Origin of the sequence: Pseudomonas sp. NPDC087626 (genome assembly GCF_044743405.1) — a bacterium.
Lineage (GTDB): Bacteria > Pseudomonadota > Gammaproteobacteria > Pseudomonadales > Pseudomonadaceae > Aquipseudomonas.
In genome coordinates, this window is sequence record NZ_JBIUWJ010000008.1 from 171,801 (window position 1) to 190,750 (window position 18,950).

The window sequence follows — 18,950 nt, forward strand, 5'->3', positions numbered from 1 at the left end:
TTTCTTTTACCCCGTTGAAGGAAGGCTAATGGCTCAGCCCTACAGTGCGCGCAGCCGCGCTATCGAACCTTTCCACGTCATGGCCCTGCTGGCGCGCGCCAACGAGCTGCAAGCAGCCGGGCACGACGTCATTCACCTGGAAATCGGCGAACCGGACTTCACCACTGCCGAACCGATCATCCAGGCTGGCCAGGCGGCGCTGACAGCGGGGAAAACCCGTTACACCGCAGCGCGCGGCATACCTGAGCTGCGTGAAGCCATCAGCGGCTTCTACGAGCAACGCTACGGCCTGAACATCGATCCGCAACGCATCCTGATCACCCCAGGTGGCTCCGGCGCGCTGTTGCTCGCCAGTGCCTTGCTGGTGGACCCAGGCAAGCACTGGTTGCTGGCCGACCCCGGTTACCCGTGCAACCGCCACTTCCTGCGGTTGGTGGAGGGTGCGGCGCAACTGGTGCCGGTAGGGCCGGAGGTGCGTTACCAACTGACTCCGGACCTGGTGCAGCGCTATTGGGACCAGGACAGCGTCGGCGCACTGGTGGCATCTCCGGCCAACCCGACCGGGACCATTCTGACCCGCGACGAACTGGCTGGGCTGTCGACGGCGATCAAGGGGCGCAACGGCCACCTGGTGGTGGACGAGATCTACCATGGCCTGACCTACGGCACCGATGCCGCCAGCGTGCTGGAAGTAGATGACAGTGCCTTTGTCCTGAATAGTTTTTCCAAATATTTCGGCATGACCGGCTGGCGCCTGGGCTGGCTGGTGGCGCCGCAAGGGGCGGTCAGCGAGCTGGAGAAGCTCGCGCAGAACCTCTATATCAGCGCGCCGAGCATGGCCCAGTACGCGGCATTGGCCTGTTTCGAGCCGCAAACCTTGAGCATTCTGGAGGAGCGCCGCGCCGAATTCGGCCGGCGCCGCGATTTCCTCCTGCCGGCGTTGCGTGAGCTGGGCTTTGGCATCGCGGTAGAGCCCGAAGGCGCGTTCTATCTGTATGCGGACATCAGCGCCTTTGGTGGCGATGCCTTTGCGTTCTGTCGGCATTTCCTGGAAACCGAACACATCGCCTTTACCCCGGGGCTGGACTTCGGCCGGCACCAGGCCGGGCATCACGTGCGGTTTGCCTACACCCAGAGCCTGCCGCGGTTGCAGGAAGCGGTGGAGCGGATTGCCCGTGGCTTGCGGAGCTGGCAAGGCTGATGCGCTTCGATCCCCCTCTGGAAGAAGGTCGGCTGATCCGACGATACAAGCGTTTTCTCGCCGATATCGAAACTGTTAGCGGCGAGATGCTCACCATTCACTGCCCTAACACCGGCTCGATGTTCAATTGCATGGTCGAAGGCGGGCAGGTCTGGTTCAGCCGCTCCAACGACCCCAAGCGAAAATTACCCGGCACCTGGGAAATCAGCGAAACCCCGCAAGGACGCCTGGCGTGTGTCAACACGGCGCGGGCCAACCCGTTGATCGAGGAAGCGCTGCGCGCCGGGCTGATCAGCGAGTTGGCCGGCTTTACCGGGCTCAAGCGGGAAGTGCCGTACGGGCAGGAGAACAGCCGGATCGATTTCCGCCTCGATTACCCCCACGGACCGGCCTTCGTCGAAGTCAAAAGTGTCACCCTGGGGTTCGACGGCTCGGCGGTCGCGGCTTTTCCCGATGCGGTGACTCAGCGCGGTGCCAAGCATTTGCGCGAGCTGGCGTGCCTGGCCCGGGACGGGGTTCGCGCTGTGCAGTTGTATTGCGTGAACCTGACCGGTATCGAGGCAGTGCGCCCGGCGGTGGAGATCGATCCGGGCTACGCCGCCGCACTGGCGCAGGCAAAAGCGGCCGGGGTTGAAGTGTTGGCCTATGGCGTGAGCCTGAGCGCCGAGGAAGTCAGGGTCGATCGGCGTCTTGAGGTGCTGCTCGGCGTTTAGCCTTGGACCCAGATGCCTTGGGCGTCTTCGCGGCAGTGCAGGGCCTTGAGTGATTGGCCGGCGCAAGGCCCAGCCACACATTCACCGCTCTCGATCAGGAACAGTGCGCCATGGGTGGCGCACTGGATCAGGCTGGCGCTGGGGTCGAGGAATTGGTCCGGCTGCCATTCCAGGCCGACGCCACGGTGCGGGCAACGGTTCTGGTAAGCGTAGACCCGGCCTTCGCGGCGCACGGCAAAGACCTTTTGCCCGGCAATCTCGAAGCCACGGCTGCTGGCATCGACCAGTTCGGCGCTGGTACAAAGAAACTTCATGACTATCCTCAGGTGCCGAAGACCCTGGCCTGCGGCGGTTATGTGCTGCGTGCGCTGGTTAGCAAATATGTCCGTGCTTGACGCGCAAATGCTAACAATTATCAAATGCCGGCTTCGCCCGCGAAGGTGCGTTAGCCAAAGCGCCTGGGATTGTGCGGGAAAACTCCTGAAAGGAAACCCTGTTATGCGCCTGAGTACCAGCGCTATCGCGCTCTGTGTCGGACTTCTGGTTACCCATGGGGCCGCAGCGGCCGAATTGCCGCAACGCTGGGTCAGTGCCGGGGGCGCGCTGTCGGAGTGGGTCAGTGCCTTGGGCGCGCAGGCCAAGCTGGTGGGAGTGGACACCACCAGCCAGCACCCGGAGTCACTCAAGAGCTTGCCGAGTATCGGTTATCAACGCCAACTGTCGGCGGAAGGCATTTTGAGCCTGCGTCCGCAGATCCTGATCGGCACCGAAGAAATGGGCCCACCGCCGGTGTTGTCGCAGATTCGCAGTGCCGGGGTCCAGGTCGAGCTGTTCTCGGCTCAGCCGGACTTGCCCACCCTGCAGAACAATTTGCAGCATCTGGGGCGCTTGCTGGGCAGCGAGGCGCAGGCCACGGCACTGTTCGACGGTTATCAACAGCAAATTGCGCAGCAGCAGGCCTGGGTCAGCCAGGCCCAGTCCAGCGCCAAGGCACCGGGTGTGCTGCTGTTGCTGGGCCACGCCGGGGGCAAGCCGTTGATCGCGGGTAAAGACACCGCGGCCGATTGGCTGCTGCAGCAGGCCGGCGGGCATAACCTGGCGACCCACAGTGGCTACAAGCCGTTTTCGGTGGAGTCCCTGGCGGGGCTAACGCCGGATGTCCTGGTGTTCTCGGACCGGGCATTGACCGGCGATGCCGCACGTGAAGCGTTGTTCAAGCAGAACCCGATCCTCGCCTCGACGCCGGCGGCCAAGGCCGGTCGTGTCCTGGAACTCGACCCGACGCTGTTGGTCGGCGGCCTGGGACCGCGTTTGCCGCAAAGCCTGGTCGAGCTGTCTGCCGGTTTCTATCCGGCTGAGTCCGCCAAGGCCACTGCCGCCCAATGAGCACTCTGGTAAAACCGCGTTCGTTGTTCATTGGCCTGGGTCTGCTGTGTGTGCTGGCGACCTGGCTGTCCCTGGCCCTGGGCCCCGTCAGCTTGCCGTTGCTGGACACCTTGCGGGCGGCCCTGCGTATGCTCGGGTTGCCGATTGCCGGTGATGGCCTGGAGCAGGCCGAGCTGATACTCGGGCAGATCCGTTTGCCGCGTACCTTGCTCGGGCTGGCGGTGGGTGGCGTCCTGGCCCTGTCTGGGGTGGCGATGCAGGGGCTGTTCCGCAACCCGCTGGCGGACCCGGGTCTGGTGGGGGTTTCCAGTGGCGCGGCCCTCGGCGCGGCGATCGCGATTGTCGGTGGTTCGTTGTTTGGCGGAATGCCGGAGGCGATCGGTCCGTACTTGTTGTCGATCTGTGCCTTCCTCGGCGGCCTGGGGGTGACGGCGCTGGTTTATCGTCTGGGCCGGCGCAACGGCCAGACCAACGTCGCGACCATGTTGCTGGCGGGCATCGCCCTGACGGCGTTGGCGGGGTCGGCGGTGGGCTTGTTCACTTATCTGGCCGACGATGCGACCTTGCGCACCCTGACGTTCTGGAACCTGGGCAGTCTCAATGGCGCCAGCTACGCGCGGCTCTGGCCCTTGCTGCTGGTGACGGTGGTGGTGGCGCTATGGTTGCCGCGCCGGGCCAAGGCATTGAATGCGCTGCTGCTTGGCGAGTCCGAGGCCAGTCACCTGGGGATCAATGTCGAGCGGCTCAAGCGCGAACTGGTGTTCTGCACTGCGCTAGGGGTGGGTGCGGCTGTCGCGGCGGCGGGGATGATCGGCTTTGTCGGCCTGGTGGTGCCGCACCTGGTGCGGTTGCTGGCCGGACCCGATCATCGGGTGTTGCTGCCGGCCTCGATCCTGGCGGGTGCCAGCCTGTTATTGCTGGCCGACCTGGTGGCGCGCCTGGCGCTGGCACCGGCGGAATTACCAATCGGCATCGTCACCGCGTTCATTGGTGCACCGTTCTTTCTGTTCCTGTTGTTGCGAGGTCGTGCCTGATGCTGCGCGTGGAAAACCTGCAGATCCGTCGAGGCGGCAACATCGTCCTGGCGGACATCGACCTTGCGCTCAACCCAGGCGAGGTGCTTGGTGTGCTGGGCCCCAACGGTGCTGGCAAAAGCACCTTGCTGGCAGCCCTGTGTGGGGAACTGCGTGCCGATCATGGCCACGTCTGGCTGGACCAGCGCCCATTGAGTGAGTGGGACGGCGCCCAGCGCGCGCAGCGCCTGGCCGTGCTGCCGCAGAGTTCGACCCTGGATTTCGCCTTCCGCGTCGAGGAGGTGGTCGGCATGGGCCGCTTGCCGCATCAGACCGGCCGCCAGCGAGATGACGAAATTGTCGCCGCGGCCTTGCAAGCAGCTGACGTTGCCCACTTGAGCGGGCGCAGCTACACCGCACTCTCGGGTGGTGAGCGCCAGCGGGTGCACCTGGCGCGGGTGCTGGCGCAGCTATGGCCGGGTGAAGCAGGGCAGACCTTGCTGCTCGATGAGCCAACCTCGATGCTCGACCCCTTGCATCAACACACAACGTTGCAGGCCGTGCGCCAGTTTGCCGATCGCGGTGCGGCGGTGCTGGTGATCCTGCATGACCTGAATCTGGCCGCGCGCTACTGTGACCGCATTCTGCTCCTGGAAAACGGTCGCCCCCATGCCCTGGACACCCCGCAACAGGTACTGCGCCCCGAGTCGCTGCAGGCGGTGTTCGGCCTGGAGGTGTTGGTGCAGCCGCACCCGGAGCGTGGGCATCCGCTGATCATTGCTCGTTGAGGTGAGCTCATGGGTCGAATCCTGATTATGTTGTGCCTGCTGCTGGCGGCCTGCCAGAGCGGGGTGCCGACAGGCGTAGGTCAGCCTGCTGGCGAGATTGTCGATCTGCGCAGCGGGCAGACACTGACGGCCCAGGCGCTGGTCGAGCGTTTGGCCGCAGCGCCCCGGGTGATCGTCGGCGAGCAGCATGACAACCCTGATCACCACCAGGTCCAACTATGGCTGTTGCACGCGTTGGCCCAGCGCCGGGCGCAAGGCAGTCTGTTGCTGGAAATGTTCACCCCCGGGCAACAGGCCGCGGTCGATCAACTGCGCGCACGCAGCCCGGGGCAATGGCCGGCTGATCTGCCGGCCGCGTTGGCCTGGCAGCCGGGTTGGGACTGGAGTCTGTATGGCCCGATTGTGCGTTATGCCTTGGCCCAGCCTTATCCCTTGCTGGCAGCCAATCTCGATGGGCCTGAGGTGCGGCGTCTCTACAAAGAGGCACCAGCCCTGAGCGGTGGGCGCTCGAATGCGGCCTCGGTCAGGGCGTCGTTGCTGGCGCAAATTGCGTTATCCCATTGCGGCCTGCTACCCGAGAGCCAGATGCCGGCGATGCTGGCCGTGCAGCAACACCGCGATCGGCGAATGGCCGAGCGCCTGATGATTGCACCGACGCCCGCCATGCTATTGGCCGGTGGTTATCACGCTCGCCTGGATCTCGGGGTGCCGGTGCACATGGCAGATCTCGACGCGCGCCCGCCAGCGGTGGTGTTGATGCTGGCGGAGAAAGGTCAGCCAGTGGCAACGGCCTCGGCGGATTACGCCTGGTACACGGCCGTCCGGCCGGTGCAGGATTATTGCGCCTCAATGCGCCAGTGAGCGACTGACGGTGGGTAATCGACAGGCAAAAAAAGACCCGGCAAGAGCCGGGTCAAATAACCGTGATTAGCCTGATGAGGAGATAATCTGAGAGTCCGAACCAATGGTCTTCCAGAAGATCAGCTGATCTCGCGACCAGTTGTGATAATCATAACGATTCTCATTTCTAAGTCAACGGATGATTCTCGAATTCTTTTTCATTTCTCTAAACGCTTGTTTGAAACCCCTTTAAACCCTGGGGTTGCCCGCTGTCGAACGGGCTCAATTCTTTTGTCGGGACGAGATGGCTTCCAGTTGTTTGTTGAGGGCGTCTTTGCGTTCGGCGGGAATATCGTTCCAGTGCATGTCCAGCAGTGCCCCCTCGATCGCGTACAGCAGCACCTTCGATGCGCGGAACCCGCGGGTGCGTACCGCCCTGTAAGCATCCACCGCCCCCAGCCGGCGCAAATCCGAAGCACTGTGAATGCCTACGGCATGCAGCCATTGCGCCGACGTCTTGCCAAGATTCTTCAGGTGTTGCAGTTCGTCATTCATCAAGCCTCCTTGCGATGGGCGAAGAGTGCGTTGGGCGGACCTTTGAGGAGTGTAGCGGTCAGTAGGAAAAGCGTAGTTCTTTGGTCGGTTTGAACGCAAAAGCTTCTAAGGCCATGTGCCAGATGGCTCTGCGAGAGGCGTTGCGACGGGGGCGGGTGTCGTGAAAACGACGCACCAAGTCCGGCCCCGTGGCGGCGCCAGAGGCTCAGTGGGTGTGAGTCGGATTAGCGGGTGCGGTAACGCAGGCGGGTACCGAAGTTCATCGACATAAGGATTTCGTCGGCCGAAAGTTCGGGCGGGAAGTAGGCGCCGGAAATTTGCGCATGGGCCAGGCTCGCGCCTTCCAGGGAGGCCTGGCGAAAATCAATGCCGCGCAGGTCGGCGGAGCGGAAGTAGGCATCGCTGAAATCAATGCCTGCAGCGTTCAGTTCGCGCAGATCGAGGCCGCGAAAATCACCGCCCACCATGTCGATGGTGCCGTTCTGTGGGCGTTCGCGATTGAAGCCGTGGATGTCGTCTTTGTGCAGCAGGGCGTAGAGCGGGGTATCGAGCAGTGTGGGCTGGCTCATGGGCGTCACCGTGTTGGATTTATGACGCCAGTATAGTGCCACTACGTAACCGGCGTGAGGTCATCACGACCTCACGCCGGTTACCTCGCGTGTTTACAGGCCTGGCAGGCGCTGGCGGATCTGGGCGACGACGGTGTCCAGGGTCCCGCTTTCGTTGGTCTGCACCCGTTTGCTGCAGAGAATCTCTGCAGGCGTCAGGGCTTCGCGATTGGCTTGTTGAGCGGCGATAACGGCCAGGTTGGCGTCGGATGGATCGTTTTTGTCGGCCTGGCGCTGGGCCAGCCAGCTCTCGATCACGGCTTGGGGCGCGTTGCAGTCAAGAATCAGGAAGGGTGCGCCAGTGGCCTCGGCAACGTGCGCCGCGCCATCGCGCTGCTCGCGCTTGAGGTACGTGGCGTCGAGCACCACTGGGAAGCCGGCACGCAGGATCACGTCGGCAATCTCGTGCAGGCGTGCATAGGTGGCGGCGCTGGCGTCGGCGCCGTAGATGCCGGCTTGTGGATCGTTGGGTACCTGTTGCTCGCCGAACAGGCGCTTGCGCTCGACATCGGAACGTAGGCGGATGGCGCCCAGCGCTTCAACCAGGCGCATGGCCACGCGGCTTTTGCCGACTGCCGAGACGCCGTGGGTGATGGCCAGGAAGCGCGATGGGATGGTGCTGTAGCTTTCCGCCAGGTTGGCGTAGTTGCGGTACTGGCGCAGGGTAGTGGCCCGCTGCACGGGGGGCGCATCGGCAGGCATGCTGAACAGGCTGACCTTGGCGCGCACCAGGGCGCGGTAGGCTTTGTAGAAGTTCAGCAGCTCCAGGCCCTGGTAATCGCCGGTCAGCTCCAGGTACTGGCTCATGAAGCGGCGAGCGAGGCTTTTCAGGCCGCGGTCTTCCAGGTCCATCGCGAGGAAACCGGTGTCGGCATAGACGTCGGTGAAGCGGAACGGCTCGTTGAATTCGATGCAGTCGAAAATCACCACGTTGCCGTCGATCACGGTGGCGTTGCCCAGGTGGATATCACCGTGGCATTCGCGGATGAAACCCTCGGCCTTGCGTTGGGCCAGCAGCGGCTTGAGGCGCTCGAAGCTGCTTTGCGCCCAGGCTTGCAGGGCTTCGAGTTGCAGCAGGTCGGCCTTGTCGTTGAGGAACGGACGAATCTGCTCGAAGTTCTGCTGTACCGGGGCCATGACGCTGTCCGGTGTGCCGGCTTCGTGGTCGGCCGGAACGCGCGGCGCTTCGAGGTGGAAGCGGGCAATCTGTTGGGCCATCGCGTCGATGTGCGCGGTGGTCAGCTCGCCGTTGGCCTGCAGAGTGCTGAGCAGTTGGCTTTGCGGGAACTGGCGCATTTTCAGCGCGTAGTCCAGTACCGGACCGCTGCCGCCCAGTTGGGGGGCTTCAGCGCTGCCGGTGATCGGCAAGACTTCCAGGTACAGGTCGTTGGTCAGGCGCTGGTTGAGGCGCAGTTCCTCGGCGCAGAAGTGCTCGCGAGCGTCGAGCGTGGTGAAGTCGAGGAAGCCGAAGTTCACCGGTTTTTTCACTTTATAGGCGTAGGGGCCGGTGAGCAGCACCCAGGAGATGTGCGTCTCGATGACCTGGAATCCGTCTACCGGATGCGGGTAGAGGGCCGGGTTTTGCAGGGCAGCGATCAGGGATTGGCTCACGGGCGATCCTTCAGAGTCTGGAAAAATTCAAGGGCGCCATTATGGCCGCAAGCGGGGCCAACGCAAACCTCGCGGGGCTCATGTTGATCAGGAATAAAGTGCGTATAATCCGCCGCCATGACTCGTACCCGATCCCCCCGCACTGCTAAAAAACGTCCCTCCAAAGGCCTGAGCCCTTGGCTGGGCTGGGCCCTGAAGCTCAGTCTGGTCGGCCTCGTGGTGCTGGCAGGCTTTGCTGTTTACCTTGATGCCGTGGTCCAGGAGAAGTTCTCCGGCAAGCGCTGGACCATTCCAGCCAAGGTTTACGCCCGTCCGCTGGAGCTGTTCGTCGGACAAAAGCTCAGCAAGCAAGATTTCCTCACGGAACTCGATGCCCTGGGCTATCGCCGCGAAAGCGTGGCCAATGGCCCGGGTGCGGCGGCAGTCAGTGGCAATACCGTGGACCTGAATACCCGTGGTTTCCAGTTCTATGAAGGCATGGAGAAGGCCCAGCCGGTGCGTGTGCGCTTCTCCGGCGACTACGTGGCCGAGCTGTCCGCGCTGAACGGGTCGAAGCTGTCCGTGGTGCGGTTGGAGCCGTTGCTGATCGGCGGGATCTACCCGAAAAATCTCGAAGATCGGATTCTGATCAAGCTCGATCAGGTCCCGCCCTATTTGCTGGAAACCCTGGTCGCGGTCGAGGACCGGGATTTCTACAGCCACTGGGGTGTGTCGCCCAAATCGATTGCCCGGGCCGTCTGGGTCAACACCTCTGGCGGCAAAATGACCCAGGGCGGCAGCACGCTGACCCAGCAATTGGTCAAGAACTTCTACCTGACCAACGAGCGCAGCCTGAGCCGCAAGCTGACCGAAGCGATGATGGCGATGTTGCTTGAGCTGCATTACGACAAGCGCGAAATTCTTGAGGCGTACCTCAATGAGGTGTTCGTTGGTCAGGATGGCCAGCGCGCGGTGCACGGGTTTGGCCTGGCGAGTCAGTTCTTCTTCGGCCAGCCGTTGTCCGAGCTGAAACTGCATCAAGTGGCCATGCTGGTGGGCATGGTCAAGGGGCCGTCCTACTACAACCCGCGGCGCAACCCCGAGCGGGCGCTTGAGCGGCGTAACCTGGTGCTGGATGTCCTCGAGCAACAGGGCGTGGCCACGGCCGAGCAGGTGGCAGCCGCGAAAAAACTGCCACTGGGTGTGACCACCCGCGGCAAGCTGGCCGACAGTTCGTTCCCGGGCTTTATCGACCTGGTCAAGCGTCAACTGCGCGAAGACTACCGCGACGAAGACTTGACGGAAGAAGGCCTGCGGATTTTCACCAGCTTCGACCCGATCCTGCAGATGAAAGCGGAAGCTTCGGTCAACGACACCTTCAAGCGTCTTTCCGGACGCAAAGGTGCGGACGAGGTCGAGGCGGCAATGGTGGTAACCAACCCGGAAACCGGGGAAGTACAGGCCATGATTGGCAGTCGCCAGGCCGGCTTTGCCGGGTTCAACCGGGCGCTGGATGCGGTGCGCCCGATCGGTTCGCTGATCAAGCCAGCGGTGTATCTGACGGCGCTGGAGAAGCCGAGCAAGTACACCCTGACCAGTTGGCTGTCCGACGATTCGTTCTCGGTAAAAGGCGCCGATGGCCAGGTCTGGAAACCGCAGAACTATGATCGTCGGTCCCACGGTACGGTCTTCCTGTATCAGGGGCTGGCGCATTCCTACAACCTCTCGACCGCACGCCTGGGTCTGGAAGTCGGGGTGCCGAATGTCCTGAAGACCCTCGGCCGCCTCGGCGTCACGCGTGAGTTCCCGGCCTTCCCGTCGATGTTGTTGGGGGCGGGTGCCTTGACGCCGATCGAAGTGGCAACCATGTACCAGACCCTGGCCAACGGTGGTTTTAATACGCCGATGCGCGGGATTCGCAGCGTGCTGACGGCCGAGGGCGAGCCGCTCAAGCGTTATCCATTCCAGATCCAGCAGCGCTTTGATCCTGCGTCCATTTATCTGATCCAGAGCGCCATGCAGCGGGTGATGCGCGAGGGTACCGGCAGTTCGGTTTATAACGTGCTGCCCAAGACGTTGACCCTGGCAGGCAAGACCGGTACCAGTAACGATTCGCGCGATAGCTGGTTCGCAGGTTTCAGCCAGGATCTGCTGGCGGTGGTGTGGCTGGGCCGCGATGACAACGGCAAGACGCCGTTCACCGGGGCCACCGGTGCGCTGCAGGTCTGGAGCAGTTTCATGCGCAAGGCCGACCCGCTGCCGCTGGACATGCCACAGCCGGACAACATCGTGCAGGCCTGGGTCGATTCGCGGACCGGGCAGGGCTCGGATGCCAGTTGCCCGGGCGCGGTGCAGATGCCGTATATTCGCGGCAGCGAACCGCCTCCCGGCGCCGCCTGCGGTGGCACAGACCCCGCTTCAGGCGAATCGGTGATGGACTGGGTCAAGGGCTGGATGAATTAAGCAGAGAGGGTTTCAAGTGAACAAGTGGTTTATTCCAGCGGTGACGCTGACGGCTCTGACTTTGCTCAGTGGCTGCTCGACCGTGCAGCGCGGCTCGATTCCGGTGGTCGATTCGGGCACTGCGGTGTCCAACAGCGAGCGGCTCTCTGCCAACGGCGGCTTTCGCAAGACCACCGTGACCCGCCCGACACAGGGCCAGGTCCAGGCCATCCCACAGGGTGATACCGGTGTGGTGGTGATGGTGCCAGGGGGCGGCGCCACGACCTCGACGCCGATCAGCACCCAGCCGATCACCCCAGGGCCGATCAGTTCCGGGCCGATTACTCCGGGGCCGGTCGACAGTGGCCCGCTCGTACCGAGCACCAGCTACAGCCTGCCGCCGACGCCGAGCGGCGTGCCTTCTGCCAGCAGCGCGGCCGGTGGCCTGTCGGCTGACGAGCAGTTGGACGGTCCGGTGCTGGCCTTGCTCACCACGGCCCAGCAGCAACAGGCGGGTGGTGACCTCAATGGCGCGTCTTCGAGCCTTGAGCGGGCCCAGCGGGTAGCCCCGCGTGAGCCGCAAGTGCTCTATCGCCTGGCGCAAGTGCGCATGGCCCAAGGCGATGCGCCCCAGGCGGAGCAGTTCGCCCGTCGTGGTTTGACCCTGGCCAATGGCCGTCCTGACTTGCAGGCTAGCCTGTGGGGGTTGATCGCCCAGGCGCGTGAGCAGCAGGGCGATGCCGCCGGTGCGGCCCAGGCGCGGCAGAAGGCCAAGGTTACGCTGTGATGGATCAACGTTTTCCGAAGATTGCCGAGCAACTGTTGCTGATCGAGCGCGAATTGCGGGTCCAGGGCTGGTGGGACGAGGTTTCGCCTTCTGCGCAGGCGCTGTCCAGCGTCGAGCCGTTTTCGGTCGACACCCTGGACTTCGAGCAGTGGCTGCAATGGGTCTTCCTGCCACGTATGAAGCTGATCCTCGAACAGGATCTGCCCTTGCCCAATGCCTCGGGGATTCAGGAGATGGCCGAAATGGTCTTCGCCGCCCGCGATGTCCAGGGCCGGGATCGTCAGTTGCAGGTTCTGCTCAAAGAGTTCGACCAACTGATCAGCGCCTCCAGTTGATGTGCTCACTGCCAGCGTCCTGCTGGCGGTGACGTTCAATCCCCCAGAAAATCCCCTCTGTGCGCCGCGACCGGTGCGTTCGTATGCCATTTTCCTGCCAAAACTGCGCAATTGAAATAATCCGACCTGGGGTTTGGCGGTTTTTTCTTGCGTTCTCATGCGCTTAGTTCGAATTAAGCACATTGACGGCTTGACTTGCAGAGGGCGAAACAGAAGAATCCAAAGTCCGCTGTAGAGGGACTGCCAGAAGCAGGCCCGCTCAGCAGATCATGAGGCGCACATCCGCGCCGACCTGTTACACCCGCAACGCGTTACCTCGCGCTGGGTGGGAAAGTCCCGCAACACTTGGGACGCTCCCAATACTTGCTCAGTCAGTGCTGACGTAGTCGGCGACCACCGTCGCTCATGCTCTGCTGAGAAGTAAACCTATTAAGACCCGTCCCCTTATGTGGGCGGTATTCTGGCGTTTTAGAGGTGAACAACGTGGAGCTTTTATCTGGCGGTGAGATGCTCGTCCGCTTTTTGCGTGACGAAGGCGTCAAATATATCTACGGGTACCCGGGTGGTGCTCTTCTTCATGTATACGATGCCCTGTTCAAAGAACCGGAAGTGACTCACATCCTGGTTCGCCACGAACAAGCGGCTACCCATATGGCTGACGGCTATGCCCGTGCCACCGGTAAAGCCGGCGTGGTATTGGTGACTTCCGGTCCAGGCGCCACAAACGCCATTACCGGGATTGCCACCGCCTATATGGACTCGATTCCAATGGTGATCATTTCCGGTCAGGTGCCTAGCACCATGGTCGGCACCGACGCGTTCCAGGAAACCGACATGATCGGTATCTCCCGGCCGATCGTGAAGCACAGCTTCATGATCAAGCACGCTTCGGAAATCCCGGAAGTCATGAAGAAGGCGTTCTACCTGGCGCAATCCGGTCGTCCTGGTCCGGTGGTTGTCGATATTCCGAAAGACATGACCAACCCGGCCGAGAAGTTCGAATACGTCTTCCCGAAAAAAGCCAAGCTGCGTTCCTACAGCCCGGCTGTTCGTGGTCACTCCGGGCAAATCCGCAAGGCGGCAGAAATGCTCCTGGCGGCCAAGCGTCCTGTGTTGTACGCAGGTGGCGGCGTGATCCTCGGTGGCGGCTCCGCGCCGCTGACCGAACTGGCCCAGATGCTCAACCTGCCCGTAACCAATACCCTGATGGGCCTGGGTGCCTACCCTGGCACCGACCGTCAGTTCATTGGCATGCTCGGCATGCACGGCAGCTACACCGCCAACCTGGCCATGCACCATGCTGACGTGATCCTGGCGGTCGGCGCGCGTTTCGATGACCGAGTGATCAACGGCCCGGCGAAATTCTGCCCGAATGCCAAGATCATCCACATCGATATCGACCCGGCTTCGATCTCCAAGACCATCAAGGCCGACGTGCCAATCGTGGGCCCGGTGGAAAGCGTCCTGAACGAAATGGTCGCGATCCTCAAGGAAATCGGCGAGACCCCGAACAAGGAGTCCGTTGCCAGTTGGTGGAAGCAAGTGGACGAGTGGCGCGGTGATCGTGGCCTGTTCCCTTACGACAAGGGCGATGGCAGCGTCATCAAGCCGCAGACCGTGATCGAGACCCTGTGCGAAGTGACCAAGGGCGATGCCTTTGTGACCTCCGACGTGGGTCAACACCAGATGTTCGCGGCGCAGTACTACAAGTTCAACAAGCCAAACCGCTGGATCAACTCCGGCGGCCTGGGCACCATGGGCTTCGGTTTCCCAGCGGCCATGGGTATCAAGTTGAGCTTCCCGGATGTCGATGTTGCCTGCGTCACAGGCGAAGGCAGCATCCAGATGAACATCCAGGAGCTGTCCACCTGCCTGCAGTACGGCTTGCCGGTCAAGATCGTGATCCTCAACAACGGTGTGCTGGGCATGGTTCGCCAGTGGCAAGACATGAGCTATGGCAGCCGTCATTCGCACTCCTACATGGAGTCGCTGCCTGACTTCGTCAAGCTGGCCGAGGCCTATGGTCACGTCGGCGTGCGCATCACCGACTCGAAAGACCTCAAGTCGAAGATGGAAGAAGCGTTTGCCATGAAGGATCGCCTGGTCGTGATCGATATTTCGGTCGACACCAGCGAGCACGTCTACCCGATGCAGATCAAAGACGGCTCCATGCGCGATATGTGGCTGAGCAAGACGGAGCGTACTTAATCATGCGGCACATTATTTCCTTGCTTCTGGAAAACGAACCGGGCGCTCTGTCGCGTGTAGTCGGGCTGTTCTCGCAGCGTAACTACAACATCGAAAGCCTGACCGTGGCACCTACCGAAGACCCGACCCTGTCGCGTCTGACGCTGACCACCGTAGGGCACGATGAAGTCATCGAGCAGATCACCAAGAACCTGAACAAGCTGATCGAAGTGGTCAAGCTGGTCGACCTGTCGGAAAGCGCGCACATCGAGCGCGAGCTGATGCTGGTCAAGGTCAAGGCTACCGGTGCCCAGCGCGCCGAGATCAAACGCACTACGGATATTTATCGTGGGCAGATCGTAGATGTCAGCGCCAGCGTGTATACCGTTCAACTGACCGGTACCAGCGACAAGCTCGACAGCTTCATCCAGTCCATTGGCACCGCTTCGATCCTGGAAACCGTCCGTAGCGGCGTAACCGGTATTGCCCGCGGCGACAAAGTACTCAGCATCTAAACCAAATTAGCGATTGGCCTGAACGGCCTGGATATATAGGGGAATTTCATGAAAGTTTATTACGAAAAAGACTGCGACCTGTCCATCATCCAGGGCAAGAAAGTTGCCATCATCGGTTACGGTTCCCAAGGTCACGCTCAAGCGTGCAACCTGAAAGATTCCGGCGTTGACGTTACCGTTGGCCTGCGTAAAGGTTCGGCTACCGTTGCCAAGGCTGAAGCTCACGGCCTGAAAGTGACTGACGTGGCTTCCGCTGTTGCAGCTGCCGACCTGGTCATGATCCTGACCCCGGACGAGTTCCAGTCTGCCCTGTACAAGAACGAAATCGAGCCGAACATCAAGAAAGGCGCCACCCTGGCGTTCTCCCACGGCTTCGCGATCCACTACAACCAGGTTGTGCCGCGCGCTGACCTCGACGTGATCATGATCGCGCCGAAGGCTCCAGGCCACACCGTGCGTTCCGAGTTCGTCAAGGGCGGCGGTATTCCTGACCTGATCGCGATCTACCAGGATGCTTCGGGCAATGCCAAAAACGTTGCACTGTCCTACGCGGCTGGCGTTGGCGGTGGTCGTACCGGCATCATCGAAACCACCTTCAAGGACGAGACCGAAACCGACCTGTTCGGCGAACAAGCCGTTCTGTGCGGCGGTACCGTTGAGCTGGTAAAAGCCGGTTTCGAAACCCTGGTTGAAGCTGGCTACGCGCCAGAAATGGCCTACTTCGAGTGCCTGCACGAACTGAAGTTGATCGTTGACCTCATGTACGAAGGCGGTATCGCCAACATGAACTACTCGATCTCCAACAACGCCGAGTACGGCGAGTACGTGACCGGCCCGGAAGTCATCAACGCCGAATCCCGTCAGGCCATGCGCAACGCCCTGAAACGCATTCAGGACGGCGAGTACGCCAAGATGTTCATCAGCGAAGGTGCAACCGGCTACCCTTCGATGACCGCCAAGCGTCGTAACAACGCTGCACACGGTATCGAAATCATCGGCGAGCAACTGCGTTCGATGATGCCGTGGATCGGTGCCAACAAGATCGTCGACAAAGCCAAAAACTAAGTCACGACCCTGTACGAAAAACGCGGCTTATGCCGCGTTTTTTCGTTTGGCGGGCTGGTTCTGGTATAAAGCTGCATCGTTTGTGCTGCGAACCGTTGACGCAGACACCTGTCAAAAATTTCCACACCGTTGCAAGGTACTGTCCATGAGCGAACGTCCCGAAGAGCCAAACCAGGCTTCTGACGCCGAAAGCCTGCTGCCCATCGATGAGCACATCGAAGAAGGGCATGATGCTGAAGGCCGTAAAGTCCGGCATCGTGGTATCTATCTTCTGCCGAATCTGTTCACCACCGCGAACCTGTTCGCGGGGTTCTACTCCATCATTAACTCGATGAGCGCGCAGAGCGCCTTGAGTGCCGGTGATGCTGCCGGCGCGAGCAAGTACTTTGCTTTCGCGGCAATCGCGATCTTTGTCGCCATGGTGCTCGACGGCCTGGATGGCCGGGTAGCGCGGATGACCAATACCCAAAGTGCCTTTGGCGCCGAGTACGACTCGCTGTCGGACATGGTTGCCTTTGGTGTTGCACCGGCGTTGCTGGCCTTCGGCTGGGCCCTGGGCGATATGGGCAAGGTCGGCTGGATGGTTGCCTTCATCTATGTGGCCGGCGCGGCCTTGCGTCTGGCGCGCTTCAACACCCAGGTGGGGACCGCGGACAAGCGTTACTTCATCGGCCTGGCCAGCCCGGCTGCCGCGGGTGTGGTGGCGGGTATCGTCTGGGCCTTCAGTGACTACGGGATCCAGGGCTCGAAAATGTCCTTCCTGGTGGCGCTGATGGTGGCTGCGGCCGGCATGTTGATGGTCAGCAACATCAAGTACAACAGCTTCAAGGAGCTGGACCTGAAGGGGCGTGTGCCTTTTGTGGCGATCCTGGCGGTGGTGCTGGTGTTTGCCGTGGTGTTCAGCGATCCGCCGCGCATTCTGCTCCTGGTGTTCCTCGCCTATGCCGCCTCTGGTCCGGTGCAGTACTTGTTACACCTTCGCCGGCACAAAAAAGCCGAGTGAGGTAATTTCCTCCATACTCCGCAGTCTATTGGTGCATCAGTCCTCCAATGCTGCGGAGTTGTCATGTTATTCAAATTCCCCAAATCGTCCGACTGCCCTGAGTCGGACGTCACGCCTGAATCCCTCTATATATCTCGCCGCAGCGTGCTGGGCAGTGCAGTCAGCGTAATGGCTGCCAGCAGTCTGCCGCGCTGGGCCAGCGCCGATGACGTCGCGCGATACCCGGACGTCGAGCCGGGTAAGGCGCCAGCCTGGTTCAACGAGAAACTCCCGGCGACTCGTTGGGGGGCGGTCAACGTCAAGGATGAGTCGATCACGCCGTTCAAGGATGCGACCCACTACAACAACTTCTATGAGTTCGGCACCGACAAGGGGGATCCGGCCGCCAATGCCGGCGCCTTGAAAACCGAACCCTGGAGCGTGGTGGTAGACGGGGAGGTGGGGAAACCGGGGCGTTATGCCCTGGAAGACCTGATGAAACCCTATCAGTTGGAGGAGCGCATCTACCGACTGCGGTGTGTGGAGGCTTGGTCGATGGTGATCCCCTGGATCGGCTTTCCTCTTTCTGCATTGCTCAAGCATGTCGAGCCCACTTCCAAGGCCCGGTACATTCGCTTCGAAACCTTGCAGGACCCTCAGAGCATGCCGGGCCAGCGCTCCGGTTTTGCCCTGATCGACTGGCCTTATATAGAAGGGCTGCGCCTGGATGAGGCGATGCATCCGCTGGCGATCCTGGCAGTCGGGATGTACGGGCGTGAATTGCCTAACCAGAACGGCGCGCCATTGCGCTTGGTGGTGCCGTGGAAGTACGGCTTCAAGAGTGTCAAATCCATCGTGCGCATCAGTCTGGTCAGCGAGCAGCCAAAAACCACCTGGCAGAGCATTGCCGCGGATGAGTATGGCTTCTACGCCAATGTGAACCCCACTGTCGATCATCCGCGCTGGACCCAGGCGCGGGAGCGGCGTTTGCCCAGCGGATTGTTCAAGCCCAATGTGCGTGCCACCCAGATGTTCAATGGTTACGCAGATGAAGTTGCCGGCCTGTATGCAGGCATGGACTTGAGGACGAACTACTGATGCGGTTTGTGTTGTGGCGCAGTGCCGTCTTCATAGCGGCGGCGGTGTGGCCGCTGCTCTGGTTGTATGAAGCCTGGAGTTCGGCGTTGGGGCCTGACCCGGGCAAGGTGCTGGTCGATCGCTTGGGTTTGGGAACCCTGACGCTGCTCTTGATTACGTTGAGCATGACGCCTTTGCAGAAATTGAGCGGTTGGGCGGGCTGGATTGCGGTGAGGCGGCAACTGGGGTTGTGGAGTTTTGCCTATGCAGTGTTGCATCTGTCTGCCTACCTGGTATTTATCCTTGGCCTGGACTGGTCGCAGTTGGGGGTGGAGCTGAGCAAGCGGCCATACATTATTGTTGGCAGTCTCGGCCTGGTGGGGTTGCTCCTGCTGGCGGCAACGTCCAATCGATACAGTCAGCGACGATTGGGTGTGCGCTGGAGGAAGTTGCACCGCCTGGTCTACGTGATTTTGGGGCTTGGTTTGCTGCATATGTTATGGATAGTTCGTGCGGACCTGAAAGAGTGGGCGATCTATGCCTCTATAGGTGCACTGCTATTAGTCTTGCGTGTGCCTGCCATTGCCCGGCGAATTCCGCGTCTAAAGGGTAAAAAGGCACCTTCTGCAACAAAAGCTTAATTAACGCTTGACGGCAGATCTCAGGTGTCTATAATTCGCCCCACTTCCGGCGCAGTCGAAACGGAAAACTCCTTGGTAAACAATGAGTTACGCAGTTTTCGGCAGCAGGTTGCTTCAGTTCATCGAAGCGCGAAAGGAGTTGAAAAAGAGGTGTTGACAGCAGCGTGTAACGCTGTAGAATTCGCCTCCCGCTACCGAGTGATCGGAAGCGCAAGTGGTTGAAGT

The 18,950-nt window shown here is 61.3% G+C and carries 19 protein-coding genes; 15 read left to right on the forward strand and 4 right to left on the reverse strand.

What is annotated here, in order from left to right; translation table 11 throughout:
• Positions 1 to 28: 28 nt before the first annotated feature.
• Together ACIOVD_RS09500 and sfsA are read left to right on the forward strand one after the other, a co-directional pair.
• Entirely contained in the window at positions 29 to 1,201 is a 1,173-nt protein-coding gene (locus tag ACIOVD_RS09500) for a pyridoxal phosphate-dependent aminotransferase (protein WP_095166581.1), read from the forward strand.
• Positions 1,201 to 1,914, forward strand: coding sequence for a DNA/RNA nuclease SfsA (gene sfsA / locus ACIOVD_RS09505; RefSeq protein WP_401127293.1), 714 nt, complete (start codon positions 1,201 to 1,203; stop codon positions 1,912 to 1,914). Before ACIOVD_RS09500 ends, sfsA begins: the two co-directional genes overlap by 1 nt.
• Here the strand turns inward: sfsA and ACIOVD_RS09510 are convergent.
• Entirely contained in the window at positions 1,911 to 2,228 is a 318-nt protein-coding gene (locus ACIOVD_RS09510) for a Rieske (2Fe-2S) protein (protein WP_401127295.1), read from the reverse strand. The two genes, sfsA and ACIOVD_RS09510, sit on opposite strands and share 4 nt — an antisense overlap.
• Before the next feature lie 184 nt (positions 2,229 to 2,412).
• Between ACIOVD_RS09510 and ACIOVD_RS09515 the strand changes: the two genes are divergently transcribed.
• The 4 genes from ACIOVD_RS09515 to ACIOVD_RS09530 are packed head-to-tail and all read left to right on the forward strand — an operon-like array spanning position 2,413 to position 5,962.
• Positions 2,413 to 3,300, forward strand: a complete 888-nt coding sequence (locus ACIOVD_RS09515; RefSeq protein WP_401127296.1) for a hemin ABC transporter substrate-binding protein — start codon at positions 2,413 to 2,415, stop codon at positions 3,298 to 3,300.
• 50 nt (positions 3,301 to 3,350) lie between these two features.
• Entirely contained in the window at positions 3,351 to 4,334 is a 984-nt protein-coding gene (locus ACIOVD_RS09520) for an iron ABC transporter permease (protein ID WP_162530239.1), read from the forward strand.
• Positions 4,334 to 5,101 (forward strand): heme ABC transporter ATP-binding protein, encoded by a 768-nt coding sequence (locus ACIOVD_RS09525; protein ID WP_095166591.1) that lies wholly within the window; start codon positions 4,334 to 4,336, stop codon positions 5,099 to 5,101. Before ACIOVD_RS09520 ends, ACIOVD_RS09525 begins: the two co-directional genes overlap by 1 nt.
• A gap of 9 nt (positions 5,102 to 5,110) precedes the next feature.
• Complete coding sequence (locus ACIOVD_RS09530; protein WP_401127299.1) at positions 5,111 to 5,962, forward strand: ChaN family lipoprotein; 852 nt, start codon at positions 5,111 to 5,113, stop codon at positions 5,960 to 5,962.
• Positions 5,963 to 6,223: 261 nt separating this feature from the next.
• Here the strand turns inward: ACIOVD_RS09530 and ACIOVD_RS09535 are convergent, their stop codons facing one another.
• From ACIOVD_RS09535 to ACIOVD_RS09545, 3 genes are all read right to left on the reverse strand, one after another.
• A complete protein-coding gene (locus tag ACIOVD_RS09535) occupies positions 6,224 to 6,496 on the reverse strand; it encodes a TfoX/Sxy family protein (protein WP_095166596.1) in 273 nt (90 codons plus the stop codon).
• Positions 6,497 to 6,720: 224 nt separating this feature from the next.
• Positions 6,721 to 7,065, reverse strand: a complete 345-nt coding sequence (locus ACIOVD_RS09540) for a pentapeptide repeat-containing protein (RefSeq protein ID WP_095166598.1) — start codon at positions 7,063 to 7,065, stop codon at positions 6,721 to 6,723.
• Between the two features lie 93 nt (positions 7,066 to 7,158).
• Entirely contained in the window at positions 7,159 to 8,715 is a 1,557-nt protein-coding gene (locus tag ACIOVD_RS09545) for an AAA family ATPase (protein WP_401127301.1), read from the reverse strand.
• A 117-nt stretch (positions 8,716 to 8,832) separates the two neighbouring features.
• On the opposite strand from ACIOVD_RS09545, the gene mrcB reads away from it, so the two are divergent.
• The 9 genes from mrcB to msrQ all read left to right on the forward strand — a co-directional run bounded on the left by mrcB (position 8,833) and on the right by msrQ (position 18,725).
• On the forward strand, positions 8,833 to 11,157 hold the full coding sequence (mrcB, locus tag ACIOVD_RS09550; RefSeq protein ID WP_320333023.1) for a penicillin-binding protein 1B: 2,325 nt from the start codon (positions 8,833 to 8,835) through the stop codon (positions 11,155 to 11,157).
• A 16-nt stretch (positions 11,158 to 11,173) separates the two neighbouring features.
• Positions 11,174 to 11,923 carry a hypothetical protein gene (locus ACIOVD_RS09555; protein ID WP_095166604.1) on the forward strand — a complete coding sequence of 250 codons (750 nt, stop codon included), beginning with the start codon at positions 11,174 to 11,176 and terminating at the stop codon, positions 11,921 to 11,923.
• A complete protein-coding gene (locus tag ACIOVD_RS09560) occupies positions 11,923 to 12,258 on the forward strand; it encodes a YqcC family protein (protein ID WP_401127303.1) in 336 nt (111 codons plus the stop codon). The genes ACIOVD_RS09555 and ACIOVD_RS09560 overlap by 1 nt, the downstream gene beginning before the upstream one ends.
• A 483-nt stretch (positions 12,259 to 12,741) precedes the next feature.
• Positions 12,742 to 14,466 (forward strand): acetolactate synthase 3 large subunit, encoded by a 1,725-nt coding sequence (locus ACIOVD_RS09565; RefSeq protein WP_095166633.1) that lies wholly within the window; start codon positions 12,742 to 12,744, stop codon positions 14,464 to 14,466.
• Between the two features lie 2 nt (positions 14,467 to 14,468).
• The gene (gene ilvN / locus ACIOVD_RS09570) at positions 14,469 to 14,960 is read left to right on the forward strand and encodes an acetolactate synthase small subunit (protein ID WP_003176102.1); all 492 of its coding nucleotides are present in this window, start codon (positions 14,469 to 14,471) and stop codon (positions 14,958 to 14,960) included.
• 48 nt (positions 14,961 to 15,008) lie between these two features.
• Positions 15,009 to 16,025: a ketol-acid reductoisomerase gene (gene ilvC, locus ACIOVD_RS09575; protein ID WP_007948647.1), complete on the forward strand. Its 1,017-nt coding sequence runs from the start codon at positions 15,009 to 15,011 to the stop codon at positions 16,023 to 16,025.
• Between the two features lie 145 nt (positions 16,026 to 16,170).
• Positions 16,171 to 17,028, forward strand: a complete 858-nt coding sequence (gene pssA / locus ACIOVD_RS09580) for a CDP-diacylglycerol--serine O-phosphatidyltransferase (RefSeq protein WP_095166608.1) — start codon at positions 16,171 to 16,173, stop codon at positions 17,026 to 17,028.
• Positions 17,029 to 17,091: 63 nt separating this feature from the next.
• On the forward strand, positions 17,092 to 18,105 hold the full coding sequence (gene msrP / locus ACIOVD_RS09585) for a protein-methionine-sulfoxide reductase catalytic subunit MsrP (protein ID WP_401127306.1): 1,014 nt from the start codon (positions 17,092 to 17,094) through the stop codon (positions 18,103 to 18,105).
• The gene (msrQ, locus tag ACIOVD_RS09590; RefSeq protein WP_095166612.1) at positions 18,105 to 18,725 is read left to right on the forward strand and encodes a protein-methionine-sulfoxide reductase heme-binding subunit MsrQ; all 621 of its coding nucleotides are present in this window, start codon (positions 18,105 to 18,107) and stop codon (positions 18,723 to 18,725) included. Before msrP ends, msrQ begins: the two co-directional genes overlap by 1 nt.
• The last annotated feature ends 225 nt before the right edge of the window (positions 18,726 to 18,950 follow it).